Annotated in this window: 21 protein-coding genes, 1 tRNA gene and 1 pseudogene; 18 read left to right on the top strand and 5 right to left on the bottom strand. The window is 58.7% G+C overall.

The features are described from left to right. The first annotated feature begins 11 nt into the window (after window positions 1-11). Complete coding sequence (locus ACQZ5N_RS22880; protein ID WP_448734206.1) at window positions 12-1,166, top strand: iron-containing alcohol dehydrogenase; 1,155 nt, start codon at window positions 12-14, stop codon at window positions 1,164-1,166. Here ACQZ5N_RS22880 and ACQZ5N_RS22875 read toward each other — a convergent pair. Next, the gene (locus ACQZ5N_RS22875) at window positions 1,128-1,811 is read right to left on the bottom strand and encodes a hypothetical protein (protein WP_448734205.1); all 684 of its coding nucleotides are present in this window, start codon (window positions 1,809-1,811) and stop codon (window positions 1,128-1,130) included. The two genes, ACQZ5N_RS22880 and ACQZ5N_RS22875, sit on opposite strands and share 39 nt — an antisense overlap. Window positions 1,812-2,294: 483 nt before the next feature. After that, window positions 2,295-2,594: a hypothetical protein gene (locus ACQZ5N_RS22870; RefSeq protein ID WP_448734204.1), complete on the bottom strand. Its 300-nt coding sequence runs from the start codon at window positions 2,592-2,594 to the stop codon at window positions 2,295-2,297. Window positions 2,595-2,661: 67 nt separating this feature from the next. Between ACQZ5N_RS22870 and ACQZ5N_RS22865 the strand changes: the two genes are divergently transcribed. The 15 genes from ACQZ5N_RS22865 to ACQZ5N_RS22795 all read left to right on the top strand — a co-directional run bounded on the left by ACQZ5N_RS22865 (window position 2,662) and on the right by ACQZ5N_RS22795 (window position 16,583). Then, on the top strand, window positions 2,662-2,997 hold the full coding sequence (locus ACQZ5N_RS22865) for a hypothetical protein (RefSeq protein WP_448734203.1): 336 nt from the start codon (window positions 2,662-2,664) through the stop codon (window positions 2,995-2,997). Between the two features lie 219 nt (window positions 2,998-3,216). Then, on the top strand, window positions 3,217-3,486 hold the full coding sequence (locus ACQZ5N_RS22860; protein WP_448734202.1) for a hypothetical protein: 270 nt from the start codon (window positions 3,217-3,219) through the stop codon (window positions 3,484-3,486). Between the two features lie 430 nt (window positions 3,487-3,916). Beyond that, complete coding sequence (locus tag ACQZ5N_RS22855; protein WP_196379799.1) at window positions 3,917-4,540, top strand: TetR/AcrR family transcriptional regulator; 624 nt, start codon at window positions 3,917-3,919, stop codon at window positions 4,538-4,540. Window positions 4,541-4,913: 373 nt separating this feature from the next. Next, complete coding sequence (locus tag ACQZ5N_RS22850; RefSeq protein ID WP_448734201.1) at window positions 4,914-6,146, top strand: amidohydrolase family protein; 1,233 nt, start codon at window positions 4,914-4,916, stop codon at window positions 6,144-6,146. A 5-nt stretch (window positions 6,147-6,151) separates the two neighbouring features. Beyond that, the gene (locus tag ACQZ5N_RS22845; protein ID WP_448734200.1) at window positions 6,152-6,976 is read left to right on the top strand and encodes an ABC transporter permease; all 825 of its coding nucleotides are present in this window, start codon (window positions 6,152-6,154) and stop codon (window positions 6,974-6,976) included. Further along, entirely contained in the window at window positions 6,976-8,031 is a 1,056-nt protein-coding gene (locus ACQZ5N_RS22840) for an ABC transporter ATP-binding protein (protein ID WP_448734199.1), read from the top strand. The genes ACQZ5N_RS22845 and ACQZ5N_RS22840 overlap by 1 nt, the downstream gene beginning before the upstream one ends. A gap of 67 nt (window positions 8,032-8,098) precedes the next feature. Beyond that, the gene (locus tag ACQZ5N_RS22835) at window positions 8,099-9,127 is read left to right on the top strand and encodes an ABC transporter substrate-binding protein (protein ID WP_448734198.1); all 1,029 of its coding nucleotides are present in this window, start codon (window positions 8,099-8,101) and stop codon (window positions 9,125-9,127) included. Window positions 9,128-9,209: 82 nt separating this feature from the next. Beyond that, window positions 9,210-10,052, top strand: a complete 843-nt coding sequence (locus tag ACQZ5N_RS22830; RefSeq protein WP_236001024.1) for an ABC transporter permease — start codon at window positions 9,210-9,212, stop codon at window positions 10,050-10,052. A 53-nt stretch (window positions 10,053-10,105) separates the two neighbouring features. Beyond that, a complete protein-coding gene (locus ACQZ5N_RS22825; protein ID WP_448734197.1) occupies window positions 10,106-10,861 on the top strand; it encodes an ABC transporter ATP-binding protein in 756 nt (251 codons plus the stop codon). Then, complete coding sequence (locus ACQZ5N_RS22820; protein ID WP_448734196.1) at window positions 10,858-11,565, top strand: ABC transporter ATP-binding protein; 708 nt, start codon at window positions 10,858-10,860, stop codon at window positions 11,563-11,565. The genes ACQZ5N_RS22825 and ACQZ5N_RS22820 overlap by 4 nt, the downstream gene beginning before the upstream one ends. Before the next feature lie 38 nt (window positions 11,566-11,603). Continuing rightward, complete coding sequence (locus tag ACQZ5N_RS22815) at window positions 11,604-12,794, top strand: ABC transporter substrate-binding protein (protein WP_448734195.1); 1,191 nt, start codon at window positions 11,604-11,606, stop codon at window positions 12,792-12,794. Between the two features lie 13 nt (window positions 12,795-12,807). Next, window positions 12,808-13,668 carry a branched-chain amino acid ABC transporter permease gene (locus tag ACQZ5N_RS22810; protein ID WP_448734194.1) on the top strand — a complete coding sequence of 287 codons (861 nt, stop codon included), beginning with the start codon at window positions 12,808-12,810 and terminating at the stop codon, window positions 13,666-13,668. 2 nt (window positions 13,669-13,670) lie between these two features. Further along, a complete protein-coding gene (locus ACQZ5N_RS22805) occupies window positions 13,671-14,615 on the top strand; it encodes a branched-chain amino acid ABC transporter permease (protein WP_448734193.1) in 945 nt (314 codons plus the stop codon). A 15-nt stretch (window positions 14,616-14,630) separates the two neighbouring features. Beyond that, window positions 14,631-15,131 (top strand): GAF domain-containing protein, encoded by a 501-nt coding sequence (locus ACQZ5N_RS22800; RefSeq protein ID WP_448734192.1) that lies wholly within the window; start codon window positions 14,631-14,633, stop codon window positions 15,129-15,131. Window positions 15,132-15,326: 195 nt separating this feature from the next. Continuing rightward, window positions 15,327-16,583 carry an amidohydrolase family protein gene (locus tag ACQZ5N_RS22795; RefSeq protein ID WP_448734191.1) on the top strand — a complete coding sequence of 419 codons (1,257 nt, stop codon included), beginning with the start codon at window positions 15,327-15,329 and terminating at the stop codon, window positions 16,581-16,583. A 220-nt stretch (window positions 16,584-16,803) separates the two neighbouring features. Here ACQZ5N_RS22795 and ACQZ5N_RS22790 read toward each other — a convergent pair whose 3' ends face one another. Further along, complete coding sequence (locus tag ACQZ5N_RS22790; protein ID WP_448734190.1) at window positions 16,804-17,181, bottom strand: hypothetical protein; 378 nt, start codon at window positions 17,179-17,181, stop codon at window positions 16,804-16,806. On the opposite strand from ACQZ5N_RS22790, the gene ACQZ5N_RS22785 reads away from it, so the two are divergent. Then, window positions 17,180-17,977 carry a hypothetical protein gene (locus tag ACQZ5N_RS22785; RefSeq protein ID WP_448734189.1) on the top strand — a complete coding sequence of 266 codons (798 nt, stop codon included), beginning with the start codon at window positions 17,180-17,182 and terminating at the stop codon, window positions 17,975-17,977. The genes ACQZ5N_RS22790 and ACQZ5N_RS22785 overlap by 2 nt on opposite strands. Window positions 17,978-18,128: 151 nt before the next feature. Further along, window positions 18,129-18,935 (top strand): annotated as a pseudogene (locus tag ACQZ5N_RS22780) (recombinase family protein); the annotation flags it as partial. A gap of 780 nt (window positions 18,936-19,715) precedes the next feature. Here the strand turns inward: ACQZ5N_RS22780 and ACQZ5N_RS22775 are convergent. Next, window positions 19,716-19,859 carry a hypothetical protein gene (locus ACQZ5N_RS22775; protein WP_448734188.1) on the bottom strand — a complete coding sequence of 48 codons (144 nt, stop codon included), beginning with the start codon at window positions 19,857-19,859 and terminating at the stop codon, window positions 19,716-19,718. Window positions 19,860-19,932: 73 nt separating this feature from the next. Next, window positions 19,933-20,009: transfer RNA gene (locus ACQZ5N_RS22770), tRNA-Met, on the bottom strand. Between the last annotated feature and the right edge of the window lie 18 nt (window positions 20,010-20,027).

Raw genomic sequence — 20,027 nt, 5'->3', positions numbered from 1 at the left:
AGGTCGGTAGGATGTCCGCATTCACATTCGCAACCGTCCCGCAGATCATTGCGGGACCGGGCTGTATCGCAAAGCTTTCGGAGCTGAGGAGCATGCTCGGTCCGCGCGTTCTGGTGATTTCGGACGATGGGGTCGTCAAGGCGGGGCTCGTTCAGCCGGCGCTTGCCAGTCTTACAGAAGCCGGCGCCGAAACATCGATCTTCACCGGCGTTGTCGCTGACCCACCGGAAGCCATTATCCATACGGCTGCGGCACAGGCGGTGACGTTTGGCGCAACCGGTGTGCTGGGCATCGGCGGCGGCTCGTCGCTCGATGTCGCAAAGCTTGTGGCGCTCATTGCCAAAAGCGGCGAAGTGCTCGACACTATCTACGGCGTTGGCAAGGTGACGGGGGAGCGTCTGCCGCTGGCGCTCGTGCCGACAACGGCCGGTACCGGATCGGAAGTCACGCCGATTTCGATCATCACCACGGGCGAACACCAGAAAAAGGGCGTAGTATCACCCGTACTTCTGCCAGACGTGGCGTTTCTCGACGCGAACCTGACCATCGGACTTCCTCCCGCCGTGACCGCGGCGACGGGAATTGACGCAATGGTCCACGCCATCGAGGCTTTCACGTCCGCCAGTGCAAACAACAATCCCGTTTCCCGTGCCCTTGCCAAAGAAGCCCTGAGGCTTCTCGGAGCGAATATCGCGATCGCCGTCGAGGATGGAACCGACCTTGCCGCCAGACAGTCGATGCTGCTGGGTGCAATGTTGGCGGGGCAGGCCTTTGCTAATTCGCCTGTCGCCGCTGTTCATGCTCTCGCCTATCCGATCGGAGGCCGCTACGGCGTTCCCCACGGTCTTTCCAACAGTCTGGTACTGCCGCACGTCTTGCGCTTCAACGCGACGGTGTGTGGTGATGCCTACGCGGAACTGGCACCGTGTCTCTTTCCTCACCTTGAGCCTGCCGATCAGAACGGACGGCTCTCCGGTTTCATCAACGGACTAACGATGCTGCCAGTGCGCCTTAATCTTCCCGTAAGGCTGAGGCACGTCGGAATTCCAAAGGAGGGAATTCCTCTGCTCGCCGAAAGTGCGATGGAGCAGACCCGCCTGCTGGTCAACAACCCGCGTACCATGTCGCTATCGGATGCCGCCAGTATCTACGAGGTTGCCTGGTAAGCAGGCCAGTACACACGTCACATGAGTTATAGCCATCCTTTCTATAACTCTGCTGAGTGCAGCCTCGACCGCCTTGCAGATCGTCACGACGTGCTCGATGAACGCTTTCAATCCATCGCGGATCTTGGCCGCAATCACCACTTTCAGTCCGCCCACACCGCCGGCCCAGAACTGATCGTCCTTCTCGGCCTTGTCACCGCCCTCCTCGCCACCGGCGAGAATGGTCTTGACGTCGGCCACCTGAAGGCGCCCGTTCTCCTCGGCAAAGGCAATGGCCGCCGTGATCTGGTCGGTCGTTGCCGAACTCAGATGGAACAGCGCTGTTGCCCCGACCGAGAGATCGACCAGTTCGTCGCGAACATGGCCGAGGTTGCGGAACACCGCCATATAATTGCGACCGCTGCGCGCGGAGAGGCCGCAGCGCATCTTTACCCATTTGTCGAACCGGCCGTCGGCCAGCAGGTCGGCAGCACGGCTCAAGTGGTCGCCGAGCTCGAAAGTCTGCTCGGTGGTGCGGCGCCCGAGGTCGAAGATATGGGCCGCGCTGCTTTCGAGCAGATCGCGCGTTGTGTGCCCGATCCCCTCTTCTTCATAGTTATAGGAGAGGGCGGCGGTCGCAGTGGCCTTGGTATTTCTGGTGCGCATGGAAGTCTCCGTGTGACGCGCTTACAATGTATCCGACGAACAACGCATCGGATGACTATATGATTGCGCCAATTCATATGTAATGCAAATTAAAATATAATATATCTATAGCATATATTCGATTATAATCTTTATTTCCTTGCGATTTTCAGCGATTATATTTAAATAAAGACGACGTATTAATCAATTAATATTTATATATATACGATAATTCTTAAAAAATTTTACTTCACATTTGACGGATATTATTTCAATGCAAAACCCAGAATCCGAAACCGGATAGCCAACCTCCCACATTTAAGGCCTTCACGAAGTAGTCTTGTCGTCACGGAAACACGCGACGAAGTAAACACGAAGCCAGCGTCTCGCCGTCTGAGAGCGATGCTCGATTTCCACCCGAAGATGGCATTCCGCGCGAACGGCTGGGACATATGACATGCGACTTCGCGGATGAACCAAACGGGAAGATTTCGGTTCGCCGCCTCATATTCCGGAATGGAGATGGGTCTGCAGGCGCAAGCGCGACAGGAAGCCGTCGGCGATTTCCGTCAGCTTGCCCACAGGTCGTTTCAACGTGCCCGCACGTCGAGACAAATTGCGCTCATTTGATTCAAGGTCCGATATTTTTGATTCCAAACGCTGGTCATTTGATTCACGATCGCCGTTTGTCCCTCGCCGACTTATCTCGACCTGTCTCAACGTGTCCGCAATTGATCTCAAATTGCGTTCATTTGATTCAGAACCCCAATAAAACGATTCATAAACCGGGATTTCCGATTCCATGCAAACGGCGTTGCAGCAGTGACAACGGTCTGGCATCGGTAGCCAGAGACCTGACGGGGAAGAGTGTATGCCAGCAAAGTCCGAGGAGATCCGCAACCACAAACAGCGTGAGCGACAGCAGAAGCTGCGTGATGCCGACAGAAAGGCCAAGCGCCCCGGACGAGACGATGTGGCCCGCACAGCGCTGTTCATGGCGATCTCCGCCATGGCAGCCGAGGGAGCAACGGAAACGCTGGGAAAGTTTAAAAAACGGGTGGTCAGGATGCTGGTCAAGCAGGGCTTCGACGAGCATGAATCCCACGCCGTCTTCGATGGGCTTGTTGAGAAGTACCGGGATGGCGATTGGCCGTTCCGGCGCAAGCCCCACCTGCTTTATCCTGACGGTGCCGACGAGGGCGCCTGAGCGGTTTCGTCTACCTGCCTACGTTCCCGGCCTGCTCACCCTGCGCTGCCACTGGAACGCCTAACGGCGTTTGCAATCTCTACGACACCTCCCCCCATTACTCGGTTAAACGCCGTTTATCCTGAATCGAATGTTTCGAGCACCTTCGCGGGGCACGCGGGGGGCCGACACACGATCCACGGTTGACGGACAGGTCACTGCTCAACAAGTGCGTTGCACATGGAAGCGGCCACGATCCTGGAGAAGCAGTTCGAGGCGCTGACGCAGAACGACTATCTCGAGAAGCTGCGCGCCGGCGAGCTGGACACGGAGCAGAAACAAAAAAAGCTCCTCGACGCTTACGCGGAGGGGCTTTCTATGAAACGACTTGAATGGCAAAATATTCAAGTCTCAATAGTTGCGGGAGGCGCGCAGCCACCTGTACCGACATTCGATCGAAGTAGCTGTCTGACAAAGCAATCAATCAATGATTGTGGGGGCAGGATTTAATCATTACTTGCGATCACGGCGGCCATCCATTGGTATGCTCGAAGCTCTTCTTTCCGCTGACCGTAGCGAATATTTCGGACCGCGCGTGATTTTGACGCAAACTTTTGTTGTCACCGTTCGCGCTCTTTCAGCCGGCGAATGATGAAATGCGGCGTCTCCGGTAGTCTTTCAATTTGCCATCCTTTCGGAAACAAATCTCGAAGGAAAACCAGCGAGCTGGCACTTCCTTCGCTTCGAGAGCATTTAAAACAGTCTGTTATCAAACTGACGGAGAGACAAGTTCACGCTTGACGATGTTCATCCTAAAAGTTTTAACGCAATAGCACGGGTACGAAAGCCTCTGAATTCCCAATGCACCGCTTAATTGTAAAAAGGGACGTTTGCGGAGAAATCACTACCCTTGAAACAACAGAACGAGATGAGAGCTTCAATGATCGCGGACGTTAGAGCCGCTCCGAAGGCTAGGCGAAGCCAGGCAGAACGTTCCGACGAAACCCGGAAGAAGCTCTGTCAAGCAGCGCTCGATGCCATGAATGAAGTCGGCTATGGTCGCTTTTCAACGGAAGACGTCGCGTTGAGGGCTAAGGTGTCACGCGGGGCGCTGACCCACCAGTTTCCCAGTCGCAATGCCCTGATCATCGCTGCGTTTCAATATCTTATCTCGTCGTGGGAAGACGACTGGCATTCCATCGTTGAAGAGAGGCGCAAACTAAGTCCCGACGAAGTCACGGAATTCCTGTGGCAAAAACTGTTCCAAGCCGACAATTACGTTGCCTCGTTGGAAATCATGCTGGCATCACGCAACGATGACGAACTGGGCATCGGGATCCGTGAAATCATGGTCCGCTGGGCGGCGAGCAGGGATAAGGCAATCGCAACGCTTCTGGGCGTATCGCTAGACCGGCCTGAAACCGACGAGTTCATCCAACTTAGCCTATGTGTGCTGCGCGGCATCGCACTTCACAGCAGTTTCAGCTCCAACTCCAACCACGACCTGCAGCGCAAGCTGCTGGATCGGTGGAAGTCCATGCTGATTGCGACAAACAGCCAGTGAGCTTTAGTGGCCGTATTGGAAGGGAGCACCGCGATCAGCGAATAACCGTTCTCCGAGACCAGATAATCGAGCTTCGATAAACCCGCTCAATGGCCTCAACACAAAGCGCCACTCGAAAAAGTGAGCCCCTGCCATGAGACGAAATTCGGGCCGCCGAAGGCGCATCTGCGTCTTTAGTCATCACCCGCCCGCAATGTCGACATAAAAAATACAAAGACGCCAAGCACTTGCGATGTTTATTGATCGCAACCCGATATGCTCACTAATTAGGCATAAGGAATGTTGCATCGCAAAAATGCAGACACAAGCATTTTCCCTATTTACAAACAGACGCGTCCGTTTTTATCATTCGCGGAACACAATGGGGAATTTCATGAACAGCTACATTTTCTTCGGTGGCAAAGTCCTTGATGTCGACAAAGGCACGTTGCTGGACGGCGTCGAAATACTCGTCGAGGGAGACCGGATCGCCCGTGTTTCGACGGAAGTGATCGACGCCCCCGACGCCGAGCGTATCGACCTCCAAGGTCGCACCCTGATGCCCGGCCTTATCGATGCGCATGTCCATGTCATCGCCACGCTGGTCGATCTTGCCAGGAACGCCGAACTGCCTTCGTCCCTGATAGCCCTGCGCTCACGCGAGATCATGCATGACATGCTGATGCGCGGCTTCACCACCGTCCGCGACTTGGCCGGCGCCGATCTCGGCCTCAAGATGGCCGTCGAAGAGGGGCTCATCGACGGGCCGCGACTGATCATCTGCGGAAAGGCGCTGAGCCAGACGGTCGGCCATTGCGACTATCGCAGCCGCCATGACAAGCGCGAATTGCACGCCGCCTCCCTCGGCGCTCTCGGCCGGATCGCCGACGGCGTGGACGAGGTGCGCCGCGCCACCCGCGAAGAGATCAAGGGCGGCGCAGACTTCATCAAGATCATGGCCAATGGCGGCGTGTCCTCGCCCAACGACCCGATCCACGTCCTGCAATATTCCCGGGAAGAAATCCTTGCGATCGTGGAGGAGGCGGAAAACTACGGCATGTATGTGGCTGCCCACACCTATTCCGACGCCTCGATCCGGCGCGCGGTGGAATGTGGCGTCAAGTCACTCGAACATTGCAACCTGATCACCGCCGAAACCGCGAAACTGGCGGCCGAAGCCGGCGCGATCGCTTGCCCGACGCTCGTCGCCTATGAAGGGCTTGCGCTCGAAGGAGCCGCTTTCGGTCTCGGCGCGGACTCGCAGGCCAAGATCGACACGGTGCGAGTCGCAGGCCTGGAGTCCCTTCGCATCATGCACGAGGCCGGCCTGCCGATGGGCTTCGGCTCCGACCTCCTCGGCCAGTTGCACAAGTACCAGTCGATGGAGTTCTCAATACGCGGCAAGGTTCTTCCAGCGCGTGACATTCTCTATTCGGCAAGCCGCGTTTCCGCAAAACTCTGCATGATGGAAAACCAGATCGGCGTCATCGCAGAAGGCGCCTATGCCGACTTCATCGTCGTCAACGGCGATCCGCTTCAGGATATCGAACTTTTGGCACAGCCCGACGAAAACCTTTCGGCAATCGTTCGCGGCGGCCAGTTCTACAAGAACACTCTCGGTGGCTGACCCGGATGATCAAGGGAAACACCATTCCTGAAAAAACGGGCCGCTGGCTGATCGGCAGCATCAATCTGGTTGCTCTTGGATTGATGCTGCTACCGTTGATCCTGGTGTGTTGGCTGTCAGTGATTTCAAACGAAATCCTCTCGCTTCCGGTGGAGGGCTATTCGCTTCATTGGTATCAGGAGGCGTTTCACCAGCCGCAGTTCCTCGACGGCTTTGTCCTCAGCATGCTGGTGGCGGCCTTCGCCGCCGCCGCCGGGCTCGCCGTCTCCATTCCCGCCGCCATCATCATCGTGCGGCGAGCGTTCCGGGGCCGGGCCGCGATCCTGCAACTGCTGATGTCGCCGCTGACCGTTCCAGCCATCGTGATCGGCGCGTCGCTCTATATCACCGTGGTCGAGATCGAGATCGCCACCGGCCTGCCGCTGTCCGGTTCCGTGGCTGTGTTCGTAATGGGCCATATCCTGCTCACCATTCCCTGGTGCATCCGTCTACTGGTCGCATCGCTGGAAGGCGGCAATCTGTCGATCGAAGAAGCCGCCGCGAGCCTCGGTGATACACCGGCCGGGATCATATGGCGGGTGACGCTGCCCCTGATCCGGCCCGGCATCTTCGCGGCCGCCGTATTCTCCTTCGTGGTCAGTTTCGGCAATCTCGAAGTGTCGATTTTCCTCACCAGTCCCGGTCAGGTCACGCTTCCCGTGGCGATGATGCAGTATCTCGAATGGAAAATCGACCCGACGATTGCAGCCGTCTCGGTACTGCAGGTGGCGTTCGTCGCGGTCGCACTGATCATATCAAATCGTTTCGTCAATATTTCCAGGATTGTGTGATGGCCAACGTCAATATTACCGGCTTGGGGAAGAACTACGGCACGTTCCGCGCCGTCTCCGATGTTTCGCTTAAGATCGACGAGGGTGAGTTCCTGATCTTTCTCGGTCCCTCCGGCTGCGGCAAGACGACGACCCTGCGCATGATGGCCGGTTTCATCGAGCCTGACGCCGGCCGCATCGAGATCGGTGCGCGAGACGTGACGCATGAGCCGCCGCACCGCCGAAATATCGGGCTGGTCTTCCAGAACTACGCGCTCTTTCCCCACCTCTCGATCTTCGAAAACGTCGCCTTCGGCTTGCGCCGCCGAAAGGTGGCGGAAAATGAAATCCGCAAGCGGGTGGGAGACGCGCTCGATCTCGTCAAGCTTTCGCATCTGGCCGCACGTTTCCCGAAGCAGCTTTCGGGCGGGCAGCAACAGCGCGTGGCCATTGCGCGGGCGCTCGCAATACGCCCCGACATCCTGCTTCTCGACGAACCACTGTCGAACCTCGATGCCAAGCTTCGCCTTCAGGTCCGCGAGGAGCTGCGCAGCCTGCAAAAATCCCTCGGCATCACCACCATCATGGTGACGCATGATCAGGAAGAGGCGATGTCGGTGGGCGACAGGCTTGTGCTGATGCAGGCCGGCGTGGTCGAACAGATCGGTTCTGCCAGCGACCTCTATAATGCGCCTGCCAACCGGTTCGTCGCGGATTTTATCGGCCGAACCAACTTCCTGAAGGGAACGGCCGTCGACGGCGGCGACTTCAGAACCGCTGATGGCGTTCTGCTGCAAACCGCTTTCCAGCGAGCCGGAGCAGCCGAAATCCTCGTTCGACCCGAAGCCATTCGCCTGACGCGCGAAGCGACGGCGCAGGGCCCGAACTGCTTTCGCGGGCGTCTCGAGCGATGCGTATTTCTCGGGGGCATGATCGAGGCGGATATCGAACTCGACGGCGGCACGCGGCTCAAGGCCGTGACCTCGCCGCGCGAACTTGCCTTCGAGGGCCTCTCCAGCGAGGCGAACAGCCCGGTCTTCGTGAGCATCGCAGCCAAGGACGTCGTTCCACTCTGAGCTGAAGCCGGCGCGTCGCTGGCCACATCGAGCATCAGATTTCAATCAAAAAAAGGGGAACTCAAAAATGCCGAACATCACTCGCCGCACCTTTGGAATACTGTCTGCCAGTGCCCTTATGTCGTCCGCACTGCCGAGCTTTGCGCAAGCTCGCGGTCGCGTCGTCGTCGGGACCTGGGGCGGGGACTACCAGAACCTTCAGCAGGCAAACATCGTCGATACCGTTCTCAAGGACAGCGGCCTGCAAGTCGTATTTGACCCGGCAGCCGAGACCGTTCGCAAGTCCAAAATTCTTGCCGAACGCCGCCTGCCGCGCGGGACGATGGACGTCGCCTGCATGACACGGCAAGGCACCTATGAAATGTATGTCAACGGCGCTCTCGAGGAGCTCGATGAAAGCAAGGTGCCAAATCTCGCCAAGGTCCATCCGTTTCTGCGCACCAATTATTCCGTCCCGCACATGTATACGGGTCGCGTCATTCTCTACAATCCAAAGGAAGTGAACCCGGCACCGACCTCTTATGCCGATCTCTGGGACAAGAGATATGCTGGCCGCGTCGGCGTCATCGACATCCAGTATCAGAACACCATCGAATCCGCGGCCATGATCGCCGGCGGTGGGCCCTCGAATGTCGAGCCCGGCAAGGAAAAGCTACTGGAGCTGAAGAAGCAGGGCGTGAAAATCTATCCCACCAACGAAGCCATGGCGCAGGCCCTGAAAACGGGAGAAGTCGTCATGTGCATCATGTGGAATGCCCGTGGGTTCATGTGGAAGAACGCCGGCATCGACGTCGATGTCGCCATTCCCAGGGAAGGTCTCGCGCTCTACATTTCCGATGTCGGCGTTCCCAAGAACGCCCCGAACAAGGAGGCGGCCTTCGCCTATCTCAACGCCATGCTTGACGAGCGCCCGCAGGCGGCCTTTGCCGCCAAAATGGGCTACGCGCCGCCAAACTCCACGGTCAAGCTCGATCCCGCGCTGGCGGCCGTCATCGGCTACAAGGCTGACCAGCAGTTCGTTCTCCCCGATCTGGACTACATGGCCAAGATCGATGCCGGCCTTCAGAGCTGGTGGGAAAGAGACTTCAAGTCCTGAGAACTAGAGATGATGTGCAGCTACCCGCGTTGCCAGGCGCGGGCGGCTGTCGCCAGTAGTACCCTCGATCCGGAACCGGGTGATGCAGAAGAACAATCTCTCCGCAGCGGGAATGCTCATGCCCGCGACAGCCATCGTGCTGCTCTTCATGGCGCTGCCATTGCTGTATCTTTTGCGCTACAGCATGAACAGCTATGTGCCGGGCCAGTTTATGGTGAGCGATTTCACACTGGCGAACTTCGCCGCCTTCTTTGCGGACAGCTATTATCTTAATGGAATGCGCACGACGATTTTCATGTCATTCGGCGTGACTATCGTTTGTCTCGTTCTGGGCCTGCCGCTGGCCAACTGGATTTCGCGCAAGCAAGGCAGCATGAAGACCGTACTGCTGATGATGATCATCCTGCCGCTGTTCATCTCGAACGCGGTTCGGGCCGCCGGCTGGATGGTGGCCTTCGGCCAAAGCGGCGTGCTTAATTACGCCCTGCTTTCGCTCGGCGTTATTTCGACACCTCTCGAGATCATGTACACGCCATTGGCCGTTTTCGTCGGCATCGTTGCGGTCAACCTTCCTTATGTCGTGCTGACACTGCAAAGCGTTCTGGAAGGGCTGGACGAAAACGTCGAATATGCGGCGGCCAGCCTCGGCGCCAACCCGCTGGAAAACTTTCTTCTGGTTAAGCTTCCCCAGATCGTGCCCGGCCTCCTCGCGGCTTTCGTCCTGTCCTTCATTCTGACCATGAATGCCTATGCGACACCTGTTCTGCTTGGTGGCCCGTCTTTTCGCATGATGGCGCCGATGATCGTCGGCGAAATTCTCAACAAGGCAAACTGGCCCTTTGGTGCAGCGCTGTCCTTCATCCTCCTCTCCGTCACGATCTCGATTACGGTCGTTGCGGGATATTACGTAAAACGGAAATACTAACCAGTGCGCGAGGTTCCCGTCCTGCTGTTCCCGTTGTTTTCATAGAGGTTGAAATGCTCGAAATTATCGAAGTAACACGACATTTTGGTGGGGTTCAGGCTCTTGCCGGCGTCGACCTGACAATCAATGAAGGCGGTATCATTGGAATGATCGGGCCTAACGGCGCCGGCAAGACGACCCTTTTCAACTGCATATCCGGCGTCCTACCTGTATCGAGCGGCGAAATCCACTTCAAGGGCGAGCGGATCGACAGGATGCGGCCCGACCAGATATCCAGCAAGGGTCTCGTCCGCACCTTCCAGATCGCCCGCGGTTTTCCACGACTGACCGTGCTCGAGAGCCTCCTGTTATACGGAACGGACCAACCGGGTGAAGGTCTGATGCAGGCGCTGACGCGTAGCAGGACGAGCATCCGCCGGGAGAAGGAGCTACTCGACAAGGCGCTGAAGATCGCCGAGCGCCTCAAGCTGTCGCACGTCATCGACAACAAGGCATCCGACCTTTCCGGCGGCCAGAAGAAGCTGCTCGAAATCGGCCGCGCCCTGATGCGTGATCCCAGCATGCTTCTGCTCGACGAGCCAATGGCGGGCGTCAATCCCTCGCTGGTCAGGGAGATTGGCGAGCGCCTCGTCAGCATCGCGAAAGAAGGCGTGACCATCGTGCTAATCGAACACCAGATGGACCTGATTTCGCGGCTTTGTGACCACGTCGTCGTCATGGCCGACGGCAGGAAGATGATTGAGGGCACCTTCGATTTCGTGGCCGGCAATAAGGAAGTCCAGAACGCCTACATGGGAAGCCGCAGATGAGTGTCTTGACCGTCGAAAATGTCATAGCCGGCTATTCCGCAGGCGACCAGATTCTCAAGGGCATCAACTTCAATGTGTCATCACGAGAAATCGTCTGCATCGTCGGCCCGAACGGCGCGGGAAAGTCGACCCTTCTCAAAACCATCGCAGGTTTACTGCGCCCTTCGGAAGGCCGCATCGTCTATGACGATGCACCGATCAGCGGCCTCAAGCCCCACGACGTCTCCGGCCACGGCATCGCCTTTGTACCGCAGGAGCATAATGTCTTCGGCAATATGACGGTCTATGAGAACCTGGAGATGGGAGGCTACATCGCGCCAAAGCATTTCCGCTCCCGCGCCACTGAGGTCATGGCGCACTTTCCGGTTCTCGCAAAGAAGAAGGGCCAACTAGCACGAACGCTCTCCGGCGGCCAGCGGCAACTGCTCGCCGTCGGCATGGCGCTGATGGTCGACCCGAGCCTCATCCTGCTCGACGAGCCGACAGCCGGTCTTTCTCCGGCCGCGGCCGACGAGCTTTTCCAGGAAATCCGCAAGCTTCGAGATTCCGGCAAGGCCATCGCGCTGGTGGAACAGAACGCCCGCGAGGCCATGGAAATATCCGACCGCACCTACATCCTCGTCGATGGAAAGAACAGCATCGAGGGGCCATCCCAAGACCTGCTTGCGAACGAGGACATCAACCGGATGTTCCTCGGGGGTTGATCCAACACTTCTGCCAACTGAACAAAAAGGGGAATGCCATGAACAGAAGAGAATTCCTTTCCGCATCATCCGCCATCGTTGCTGGCAGCCTGTTTGCGCCCGCAATCCTACGTGCCGAAACGGCTATCAAGCTCGGTGTGCTGACACCGCTCACCGGTGCCGGCGCCCAGGACGGTCCGCGCATGCTGAAAGCCATGCAGGCGGTGGTTGACGAGGTCAATAAGGCCGGCGGCGTGCTGAACCGCTCCGTCGAGCTTATTGTCGAGGACGACCAGACCAACCCCGAAGCGGCGGTACGCGCCGCCCAGAAACTGGTTGGCGTCGATCGCGTTCCCGTCGTTATGGGCACCTGGGCGTCGGCCGTCACCTCGGCCGTGGCGCCGGTCTGCTGGGAGAGCAAGACATGCCTGATGACCGTCTCTGGCGCCGACTCGATCACGCAACTTCCCCACCAGGGTTACATCTTCCGTACCCAGCCGAACACGGCGCTTCAAGCCACGAAGCATGCCGAATACATCCTCTCGACCGGTGCGAAGAATGTATTCTACGCAGCCGTGCAGACGCCGTTCGCCGCGACGATGCGGGACCAGATTGCCTCCGTCCTGGCATCGAACGGCGCCCAACTCGTCGGCGGACTGGTATACGAGCCGTCGAAGTCAAGCTATCGCTCGGAAATCGACAGCGCCATCGCCGCCAAGCCGGACTTCATCTATCTCAACAGCTATGGGCCAGACCTGACGGTTCTGCTGAAGGATCTCTACCGCGCCGGCTATGAAGGCGGCCGCTTCACGCAGTCCTATGCCTACACCACCAAGGTGGCCGAGAGCATTCCCGCCGAAGTGACCGATGGTCTCGTGACCGCCCAGCCGTCAAGCGACATCGGCAGCGAAGCCTATGCGCTGGCGCAGAAGCGTCTCGAAAACCCTTCGGCGGATTCCTACGAGGCGCAGGCGACGGACTGGATCAGTCTCGCCCTCCTCGCCATCCAGAAGGCCGGCAAGCCCGAAGGCCCGGACATCCGCGATTCCGTCCGGTCGATCTCGCAAGGCAACGGCGCCAAGACCTATTCGGCAGTCGATGGTCTGAAGCTTCTACGCGATGGCAAGGACGTCAATTATGACGGCGCGAGCGGCAGTTGCGACTTCAACGGAAAGGGCGACATCATCGATTGCCGCTTCCGTTACAGCGAAGCCAAGGACGGTAAGATCCAACTGATCAAGATCGTCTGACCGAGGGCAAGAGATGAATGTTCTCCAACTCATCGCAAACGGAATCATGGCGGGAAGTGTTCTCGCCATACCGGCCATCGGATTAACGGCCATGTATTCCGTTCTTCGTTTTCCCAATTTCGCAATCGCGTCCCACGCAACCGTGGGCGCCTTCGCGGGTTGGGTGGCTAATGTCGAGTTCGGCCTGTCGGTCATACCCTCGATGATGATCGCGCTTCTGGTCAGCGGGCTCGTGGGCCTGCTGACGGACGAGTTCATCCTCAAGCCGTTCCGGGCCGCAGGCGTCATCACCACCGCCATCGGCTCGCTGGCGCTAACGATCGGGCTGGAGAACCTCGTCCGTCTGTTCTACGGCAGCGATCTTCGCGGCTATGACCTGCCTCTCGCACGCGACATTACCCTGCTCGGCATCCATCTCGGGCCACAACAGCTCAAGAACCTGGCCGTGTCGGTTGTCACGATGGCGCTCGTCTTCGGCTTCCTGTCCTTCACTCGCATGGGAAAGGCGATGCGCGCGGTTGCCGACAACGCCCGGTTGGCCGACATCAAGGGGATCGATTCACGTGTGGTGGCGCGCATCGCATCCTTCATGGGCATGGGGCTGGCAGGCCTGGGCGGCATGCTGCTCGGCCTCGATTCCTCCATCGATCCCATGACGGGTTCGCGCGCCATGCTGCCGATCTTTGCCGCAGCGGTGGTCGGCGGGCTGGGCAGCATTCCCGGCGCCGTCGCCGGCGCCCTTTTCGTCGGCGTCGCCGAGGAACTGTCGCTGCTCATGCTGCCGGCCAGCTACAAGTCGGCAATCGCCTTTGTCGCGATCATCCTGATCCTGACGCTCCGCCCGCAAGGGCTTCTCGGTCGCGAGGCTCACTAGTCATGGAAATCTACATTATCAGCATCTCCGTCGTGGCCGGCATCTATGCCGTCATGGCGCTCGGCCTGAATGTCATGTGGGGCATGGCGGGGCTCGTAAATCTCGGCCTCGTTGGCTCGGCAGCCGTTGGCGCCTATACCAGCGCCATCCTGACCAAGACGCTCGGCCTGCCAATTCCGGCCGGCATCCTCTGCGGCACGATCGCAGCCGCCTTGGTCGGCGCCGGCCTTTCCATGGTCACCCGCCGGCTGAAGGATCACTATCTTGCCATCGTGACCCTCGGCTTTGCCGAAACCATCCGCATCATCGCTTCCAACGAGATATGGCTGACCAACGGCACTGACGGAATTTCAGGCATCGCAGGTCCGTTCCGTTCCGATGTCAGCCTCCTGCAATTCAACCTGATCTATCTCGGGATCGTTGTTCTGGTGCTGGTCGCCCTTTATGTCTGCTGCCAGCGCATTCTCTATTCACCATTCGGCCGCGTGCTGCGCGCCGTCCGCGACGACGACGTGGTCGTCAGCGTCGCCGGCAAGAATGCGCAGGTCTTCAAGGTGCAGGCATTCGCCATTGGCAGTGGCATTGTCGGCTTGGCCGGCGGTCTTTACGCCCACTACACCTCGTTCATCTCACCGGATCTTTTCGTGCCGCTGCTGACACTTTACGTGAAGCTCTCGCTCCTCGTCGGCGGCGTCGGCAACAATCGCGGCGCGGTGGTGGGCGCCGCGCTCATCATCCTGATCCTCGAAGGCACGCGCTTCGTCATTCCCTTCATACCCTATATCACGCCACCGCAGGGCGCAGCGATGCGTGAACTGTTCCTCAGCGCGACGCTTCTCATCGTCCTGCGATTCAGGGTCACCGGCCTCATCCCGGAAGCGCAGGATCACCCCGTCATACCACGTTCCGCAGTCAAGGCTGACGGTACTCCAAGCACAGTATCCTAAAAGGAATATATCGCCATGAAAACCAAGACGCCGATCCTCGACGACCTCGCACGCCTGGTCTCGGTCACCACGTCTCGCAACGATATTACGGAAAGCGCGCAGGTTCTGGATGAGATCATCCAGGAACGATACGGCCGCAAGCTCTTTACACTGTTGCGCGTTGTCGAAGGCGGTAGCGCCGTTGAGCGCCTTCACTCAAGCGACAATGTCGCCTACCCGCCGCTGGGCCGCAAGAAGCGGGAGGATACCGTCTGGGGACGGGTTGTGTACGGTGAGGGCAATGTCCTGATTTCGAAGAATGCCGAAGATATCCGAGTGAACTTTCCCGACTACGATGCCATCTTCGGCCTCGGCATCAACAGCATGATCAATATTCCCGTCGTCTGGGATGGCAAGGTCATCGGCTCGGCTAATCTGTCGCACCAAGACGTGGGTTATTTCGAGAAAAAGGACGGCGACCACCTGCGCATGCTTGTCGGGATCGTCGCACCCGTCGTCGCCGGCACACTCTATTGAACGGGACGCCGCCGGCTTACATCGACCCAATTCATTCGCAAGAACGACGATGAATACCGAGCGATTGGCGGTGGATGTTCAAACAGGCGGCGACCGTCCCGGATCGTCACGAACGGCCTGTCGCGCTTTTCCGGCAGGGACCCGTCGTCTGCTGATCCTGCCATTCCCCCATCACTCCAGGAGAACTGACCCGCAATGGCTACCCTGTTCACCAACTCCCGCATATTCGATGGCGTGCAGACCGCGCTGATCGGCGGTCTGCAAGTTCTCGAGGTCGATGGCGTCATTCGTGACGTCTCGCCTTCACCGGCCATACCGGAAGGAGCGCTGATCATCGATTGCGGCGGCAAGACGCTGACGCCGGGCCTTATCGATGCGCATGTCCATGTCATTGCCAACAGCGTCGACCTGAGTGCAGGCAAATTTTGGCCTTCCTTCGTCTTCACGCAAGCCCGCTACATCATGGAGGGCATGCTGCAGCGTGGTTTCACGACCGTTCGCGACGGCGGCGGCGCGGATGCAGGCCTCGTCCAAGCTGTCGAGCAAGGGCTCATCGCCGGACCGAGGCTTGTCATTTCCGGCCTCGCCTTGAGCCAGACCGGCGGCCACGGCGACATGCGATCCGTCCTGCTCGGGCCGGGCGAAAAGACCAACAATAACGTCGGCAGTTCGATCGCGCGGATCGCAGACGGCATATCGCAGGTTCGAGAGGCCGCCCGCGATGAACTTCGGAAAGGCGCGCATTTCATCAAGGTTATGGCGTCGGGCGGCGCCGCGTCGGTCACCGACCCCATCGAAAACCTCCAATATTCCGGCGAGGAATTGAAGGCCATTGTCGAGGAGGCCCGCGCTTGGAATACCTATGTCATGGCGCATGCTTATACGCCCCGCGCCATTATGGCTTCGATCAACGCCGGTGTGCGCACGATCGAACACGGCAACCTGATCGACGAGCCGACCGCCGACCGCATGAGCCGCGAAGATGTCTATCTCGTTCCCACCCTCGTCGCCTCCGATATTCTCACGCAGTTCGCCGAAAAATACGGCTTCTCCGTCAACAGCATGCGCAAAATTTCGCAGGTCAGGGATCAAGGTCTGAAGGCCGTCTCGATTGCACGCACAGCGGGCGTGAAGATTGGCTTTGGAACCGACCTGCTTGGTATCGAGCTGCACGATTATCAGGGTGAAGAATTTACGCTGAGAGCAAAGGTGGAAGACACGGTCGATACACTTATCTCCGCCACCAGCGTCAATGCCGAGATGATGATGATGGGCGGCCGGATCGGTGTTATCAAACCCGGCGCGCTTGCAGACATTCTCGTTGTCGATGGCGATCCAACCGTGGATTGCTCTGTCTTCACTCGGCGTGGCGAAAACATTGATGTTATTATGAAAGGCGGCACGCTCTTTAAAAACAGGCTGCGATCAAACGGCATAGCAGCGAAATTTTGAAACCTGTGGTAGACGGTCTTCTAGCGAGTCTCTCACTTGAGAGATGCACCTGCCGCTGATCGATCTGCGCGGAGCGTGTTGTGCAGTCAGCAGGCCGATCACTTTCCTGTCTGCCTTGCTCTCGATCACGGCCAATGCGTCAGCCTCGGAGCCAGATCATTACCAGCAGTCACCGCATCAAGTGCGTTGCACATCAGCCACAGTCTTCATAACTCTATGCCTAACAATGACTTACCGCCGTTTGGGTCGCTGATGGCGCTTCCCCGCAGATCAATGATTCCAGCCGTGCCATTTCGGGAATTCCGGTAATTTTCGGCAAACTGGCATCGACAGTCAGGCAGATAAGGACACTTGAGAAGTGCTGGGCTTTGTGCGCTATTGGCGCCGACAAGTGTTCAACAGGCCAGCCCGCAACGGAAAGGAGGCGCCCATGGTTCAGGTTTTCCATGTCGACGGCGCCACGATCCAGCCGTCCCGGGACATCGAGTGCAAGGACGATTCCGGTCTCGGAATCTGCACCGGCCGCATGCGCGAGGAAGTTCTCCGCGTGGATCGCCGTCGCAAGCGACGACGATCCACGACTATAAGGAGATTCCATGTCGAATATTATCCAGCATCCGTCTGCCATCGTTGCGGTTAAAACCCATCACCTCCACGATGTCGACAACGACACCAAATGCCGGCTGCATTCCGGCACAGTAGCCATGGCCTCCATCACGGGTGAGCCGATGTCCCGCGTCCGGGATGCCGTGCGCCTCAACCGTCATGGCGCTGGCTGGGTAGACCGTCGTCGCGCTCCCGCGATCACGAAGACGCACGACGACGAGATCGAGAGCACCTTGCGATTGCTGGGCTATGCAGGCGAATGGCACGGCATCAAAGGTCGTCCGACCCTTGCGGCATACCTCAAAGCCCGCACGGGCATCCAGCAAAGCCACCCTTGCGTCGTGTTTATGAACAACCACCGCGTCGCGATCAGTGGCGAGCTGTTTTGCGACGTGACCAATAACGGCCTGATGGTCGATATCGACCGGGCACCCTGGCGGCGCAAACAGGTGCACCGTGTGTTCGTCCTCACCCACCGCATCCCCGCGACGCATATCCCGTCGAAGACCCCGTCCCGCGTCCAGCCGGCGCACCTGACGGCCGAACAGAAGCAACGGATCAAGGAACTGGACCGACTGTTTCGCGAAGCCGTCAAGGCGGAGACGGGCGCGACGCGGATCAAGGTGACAGCCACCGAAGTCTTCATTATCCGCCCCGTCGACTCCGGCTGGACGTGGTGCGGCGCGCGCGATGGCGTCGTCGACAGCCTTCTCAAGCTTCAGCAGCATGGCTGGATTGGCGGCAACACCGATGCGGCCGCGGCCTACCGCGCCACGATGGGTTACTGACCAGCGCCCAGGAGCGGCTCCTTATTGCGGCAATTATTGCCGCCGGCACCCCATACATGACGGCCATGATGACCCGGCATGGTGTCGGGGCTCTCAAGCACCCCGCCGCCGGTTACCATGTCCCTAATTTCATTTCGATACGAGAGACCCGATGACCAAGACTGTATTGTTCTACGCCCGCTACTCCACCGACCGCCAGAACGAAGTGTCGATCGAGACCCAGATCGAACTCGGCAAGACGTTTGTCGCCGACAGGGGCTGGAAGCTGGTCGAGACCTATGCCGACTCCGCAATCAGCGGAACCTCGTTTGCTTCTCGCCCCGGCATTCAGCAACTGCTGGCACATGTGAAGCGAGAACGCATCGATATCGTCCTCTGTGTCACCGTCGATCGACTCTCCCGCGATGTCGAGCACAGTTCAAAAATCCTCAAGGAACTCAGCTACCACGACACTGCGATCTGGACGGTCCAGGCCGGGCAGGAGATCAGTCATATGGAGCTGCATATGCGCTCCACGCTCAGCCATGAACTGGTCGAGCAGATCCGCTTCCGCACCCGGGAAGGCATGAAGACGGCGGCGCGCAAGGGCATCGCAACCACCCGCCTTTCTTATGGCTACCGCCTCGGCCAGCAGCGCGATGCCAACGGCGACCGGATCAAGGGCCTGCGCGAGATCGAACCTGCCCAGGCCGAGATCGTGCGCTGGATCTTCGAACAATATGCGAATGGGGTCAGCCCGGCAGCAATCGCCCAGAGCCTCAATGCGCGGCGCGTTCCGGCGCCGCAAGAAGAGTACTGGCGCGATGACACCATCCGCGGTGATGGCAAACGCCAGACCGGCATTCTTCACAACGAGCTCTATGTCGGCCGGATCGTCTGGAACAAGCAGAACTACCGCAAGAACCCCGAGACCGAACGCCGCACCGCGCGCCTCAACGACAAAAGCGAATGGGTCGTGACGGAAGTGCCGTCCATGCGCATCATCAGCGACGAACTCTGGGCGCGCGTAAAAGAACGGCAACTGACGACACTCGAGAACTTTTCCCGGACAACCACCAACCGGCTGAACAGGACACACCGGCCAAGCTACCTGCTGAGCGGTATGCTGGAATGCGCAGAGTGCGGCGGATCCTACGCCATCATGGCCAAGGAACGCTACGGCTGCTCCAACCACAAGAACAAGCTGCCAATCGACGGGCTCGACGGCGCCTGCTGCTCCAACCAGAAGACCATCCTCCGCAAGAACCTCGAGGACCGGGTGCTGTCCTGCCTCCCCGCCGCCTTCTTCGGCATGGGTGTGTTCGACGATGTCGCCGGACAGGCGCGCCAGAACCTTGCAGCCTCGATGAAGAAGGAACCGGACGAGCGCCAGCGCATTTCCGGGGAATTGAAAGCTGCGGAACAGGAACAGCGCCAGATCATCCAGCAGATCAGCGACCGTGCGGCTGAGGGTCGCCCGCGTCTGACTGCCCTTGACGATATGCTCGACACGCTTGAGGAACGCCGTGCTGGCCTCGAGGCGCGGCTGAAGCAGGCGCCGGCGGAGGAAGATTTCGTGGAGAAGATCAGGAAGCTGAAGGCGGAAGTCAGTCCCGAAGCTGTCGAGCTGATCATCAACTCGGCATTCTATTATATGCGTGAGCACGCCGATACCGAGACGAAGCAGCCGTTCATCAACATCGTGCGCCAGTTCATCCAGAAGGTGGTGATCGGCAAACCCCCCGGCCACCAGCCGGCATCACTCGAAGTCCACGGCCGCATCGCCTCCATCCTGGCTGCGATGGAAGCCGCAACGATTCTCGAGAAGCAGTTCGAGGCACTGAAGCAGCACGATTATCTGGAGAAGCTTCGCGCCGGCGAACTGGACACTGCGCAGAAACAAAAAAAGCTCCTCGACGCTTACGCGGAGGAGCTTTCTGTTAAACGACTTGAATGGTCAAATATTCAAGTTTCGGTGGTTGCGGGGGCAGGATTTGAACCTGCGGCCTTCAGGTTATGAGCCTGACGAGCTACCGGGCTGCTCCACCCCGCGTTGATAGTTTTATTATAG

Source organism: Agrobacterium sp. 22-221-1, assembly GCF_053522445.1.
The sequence above is the reverse complement of the archived record's forward strand: the minus strand, read 5'-3'. Positions and strand labels throughout refer to the sequence as shown.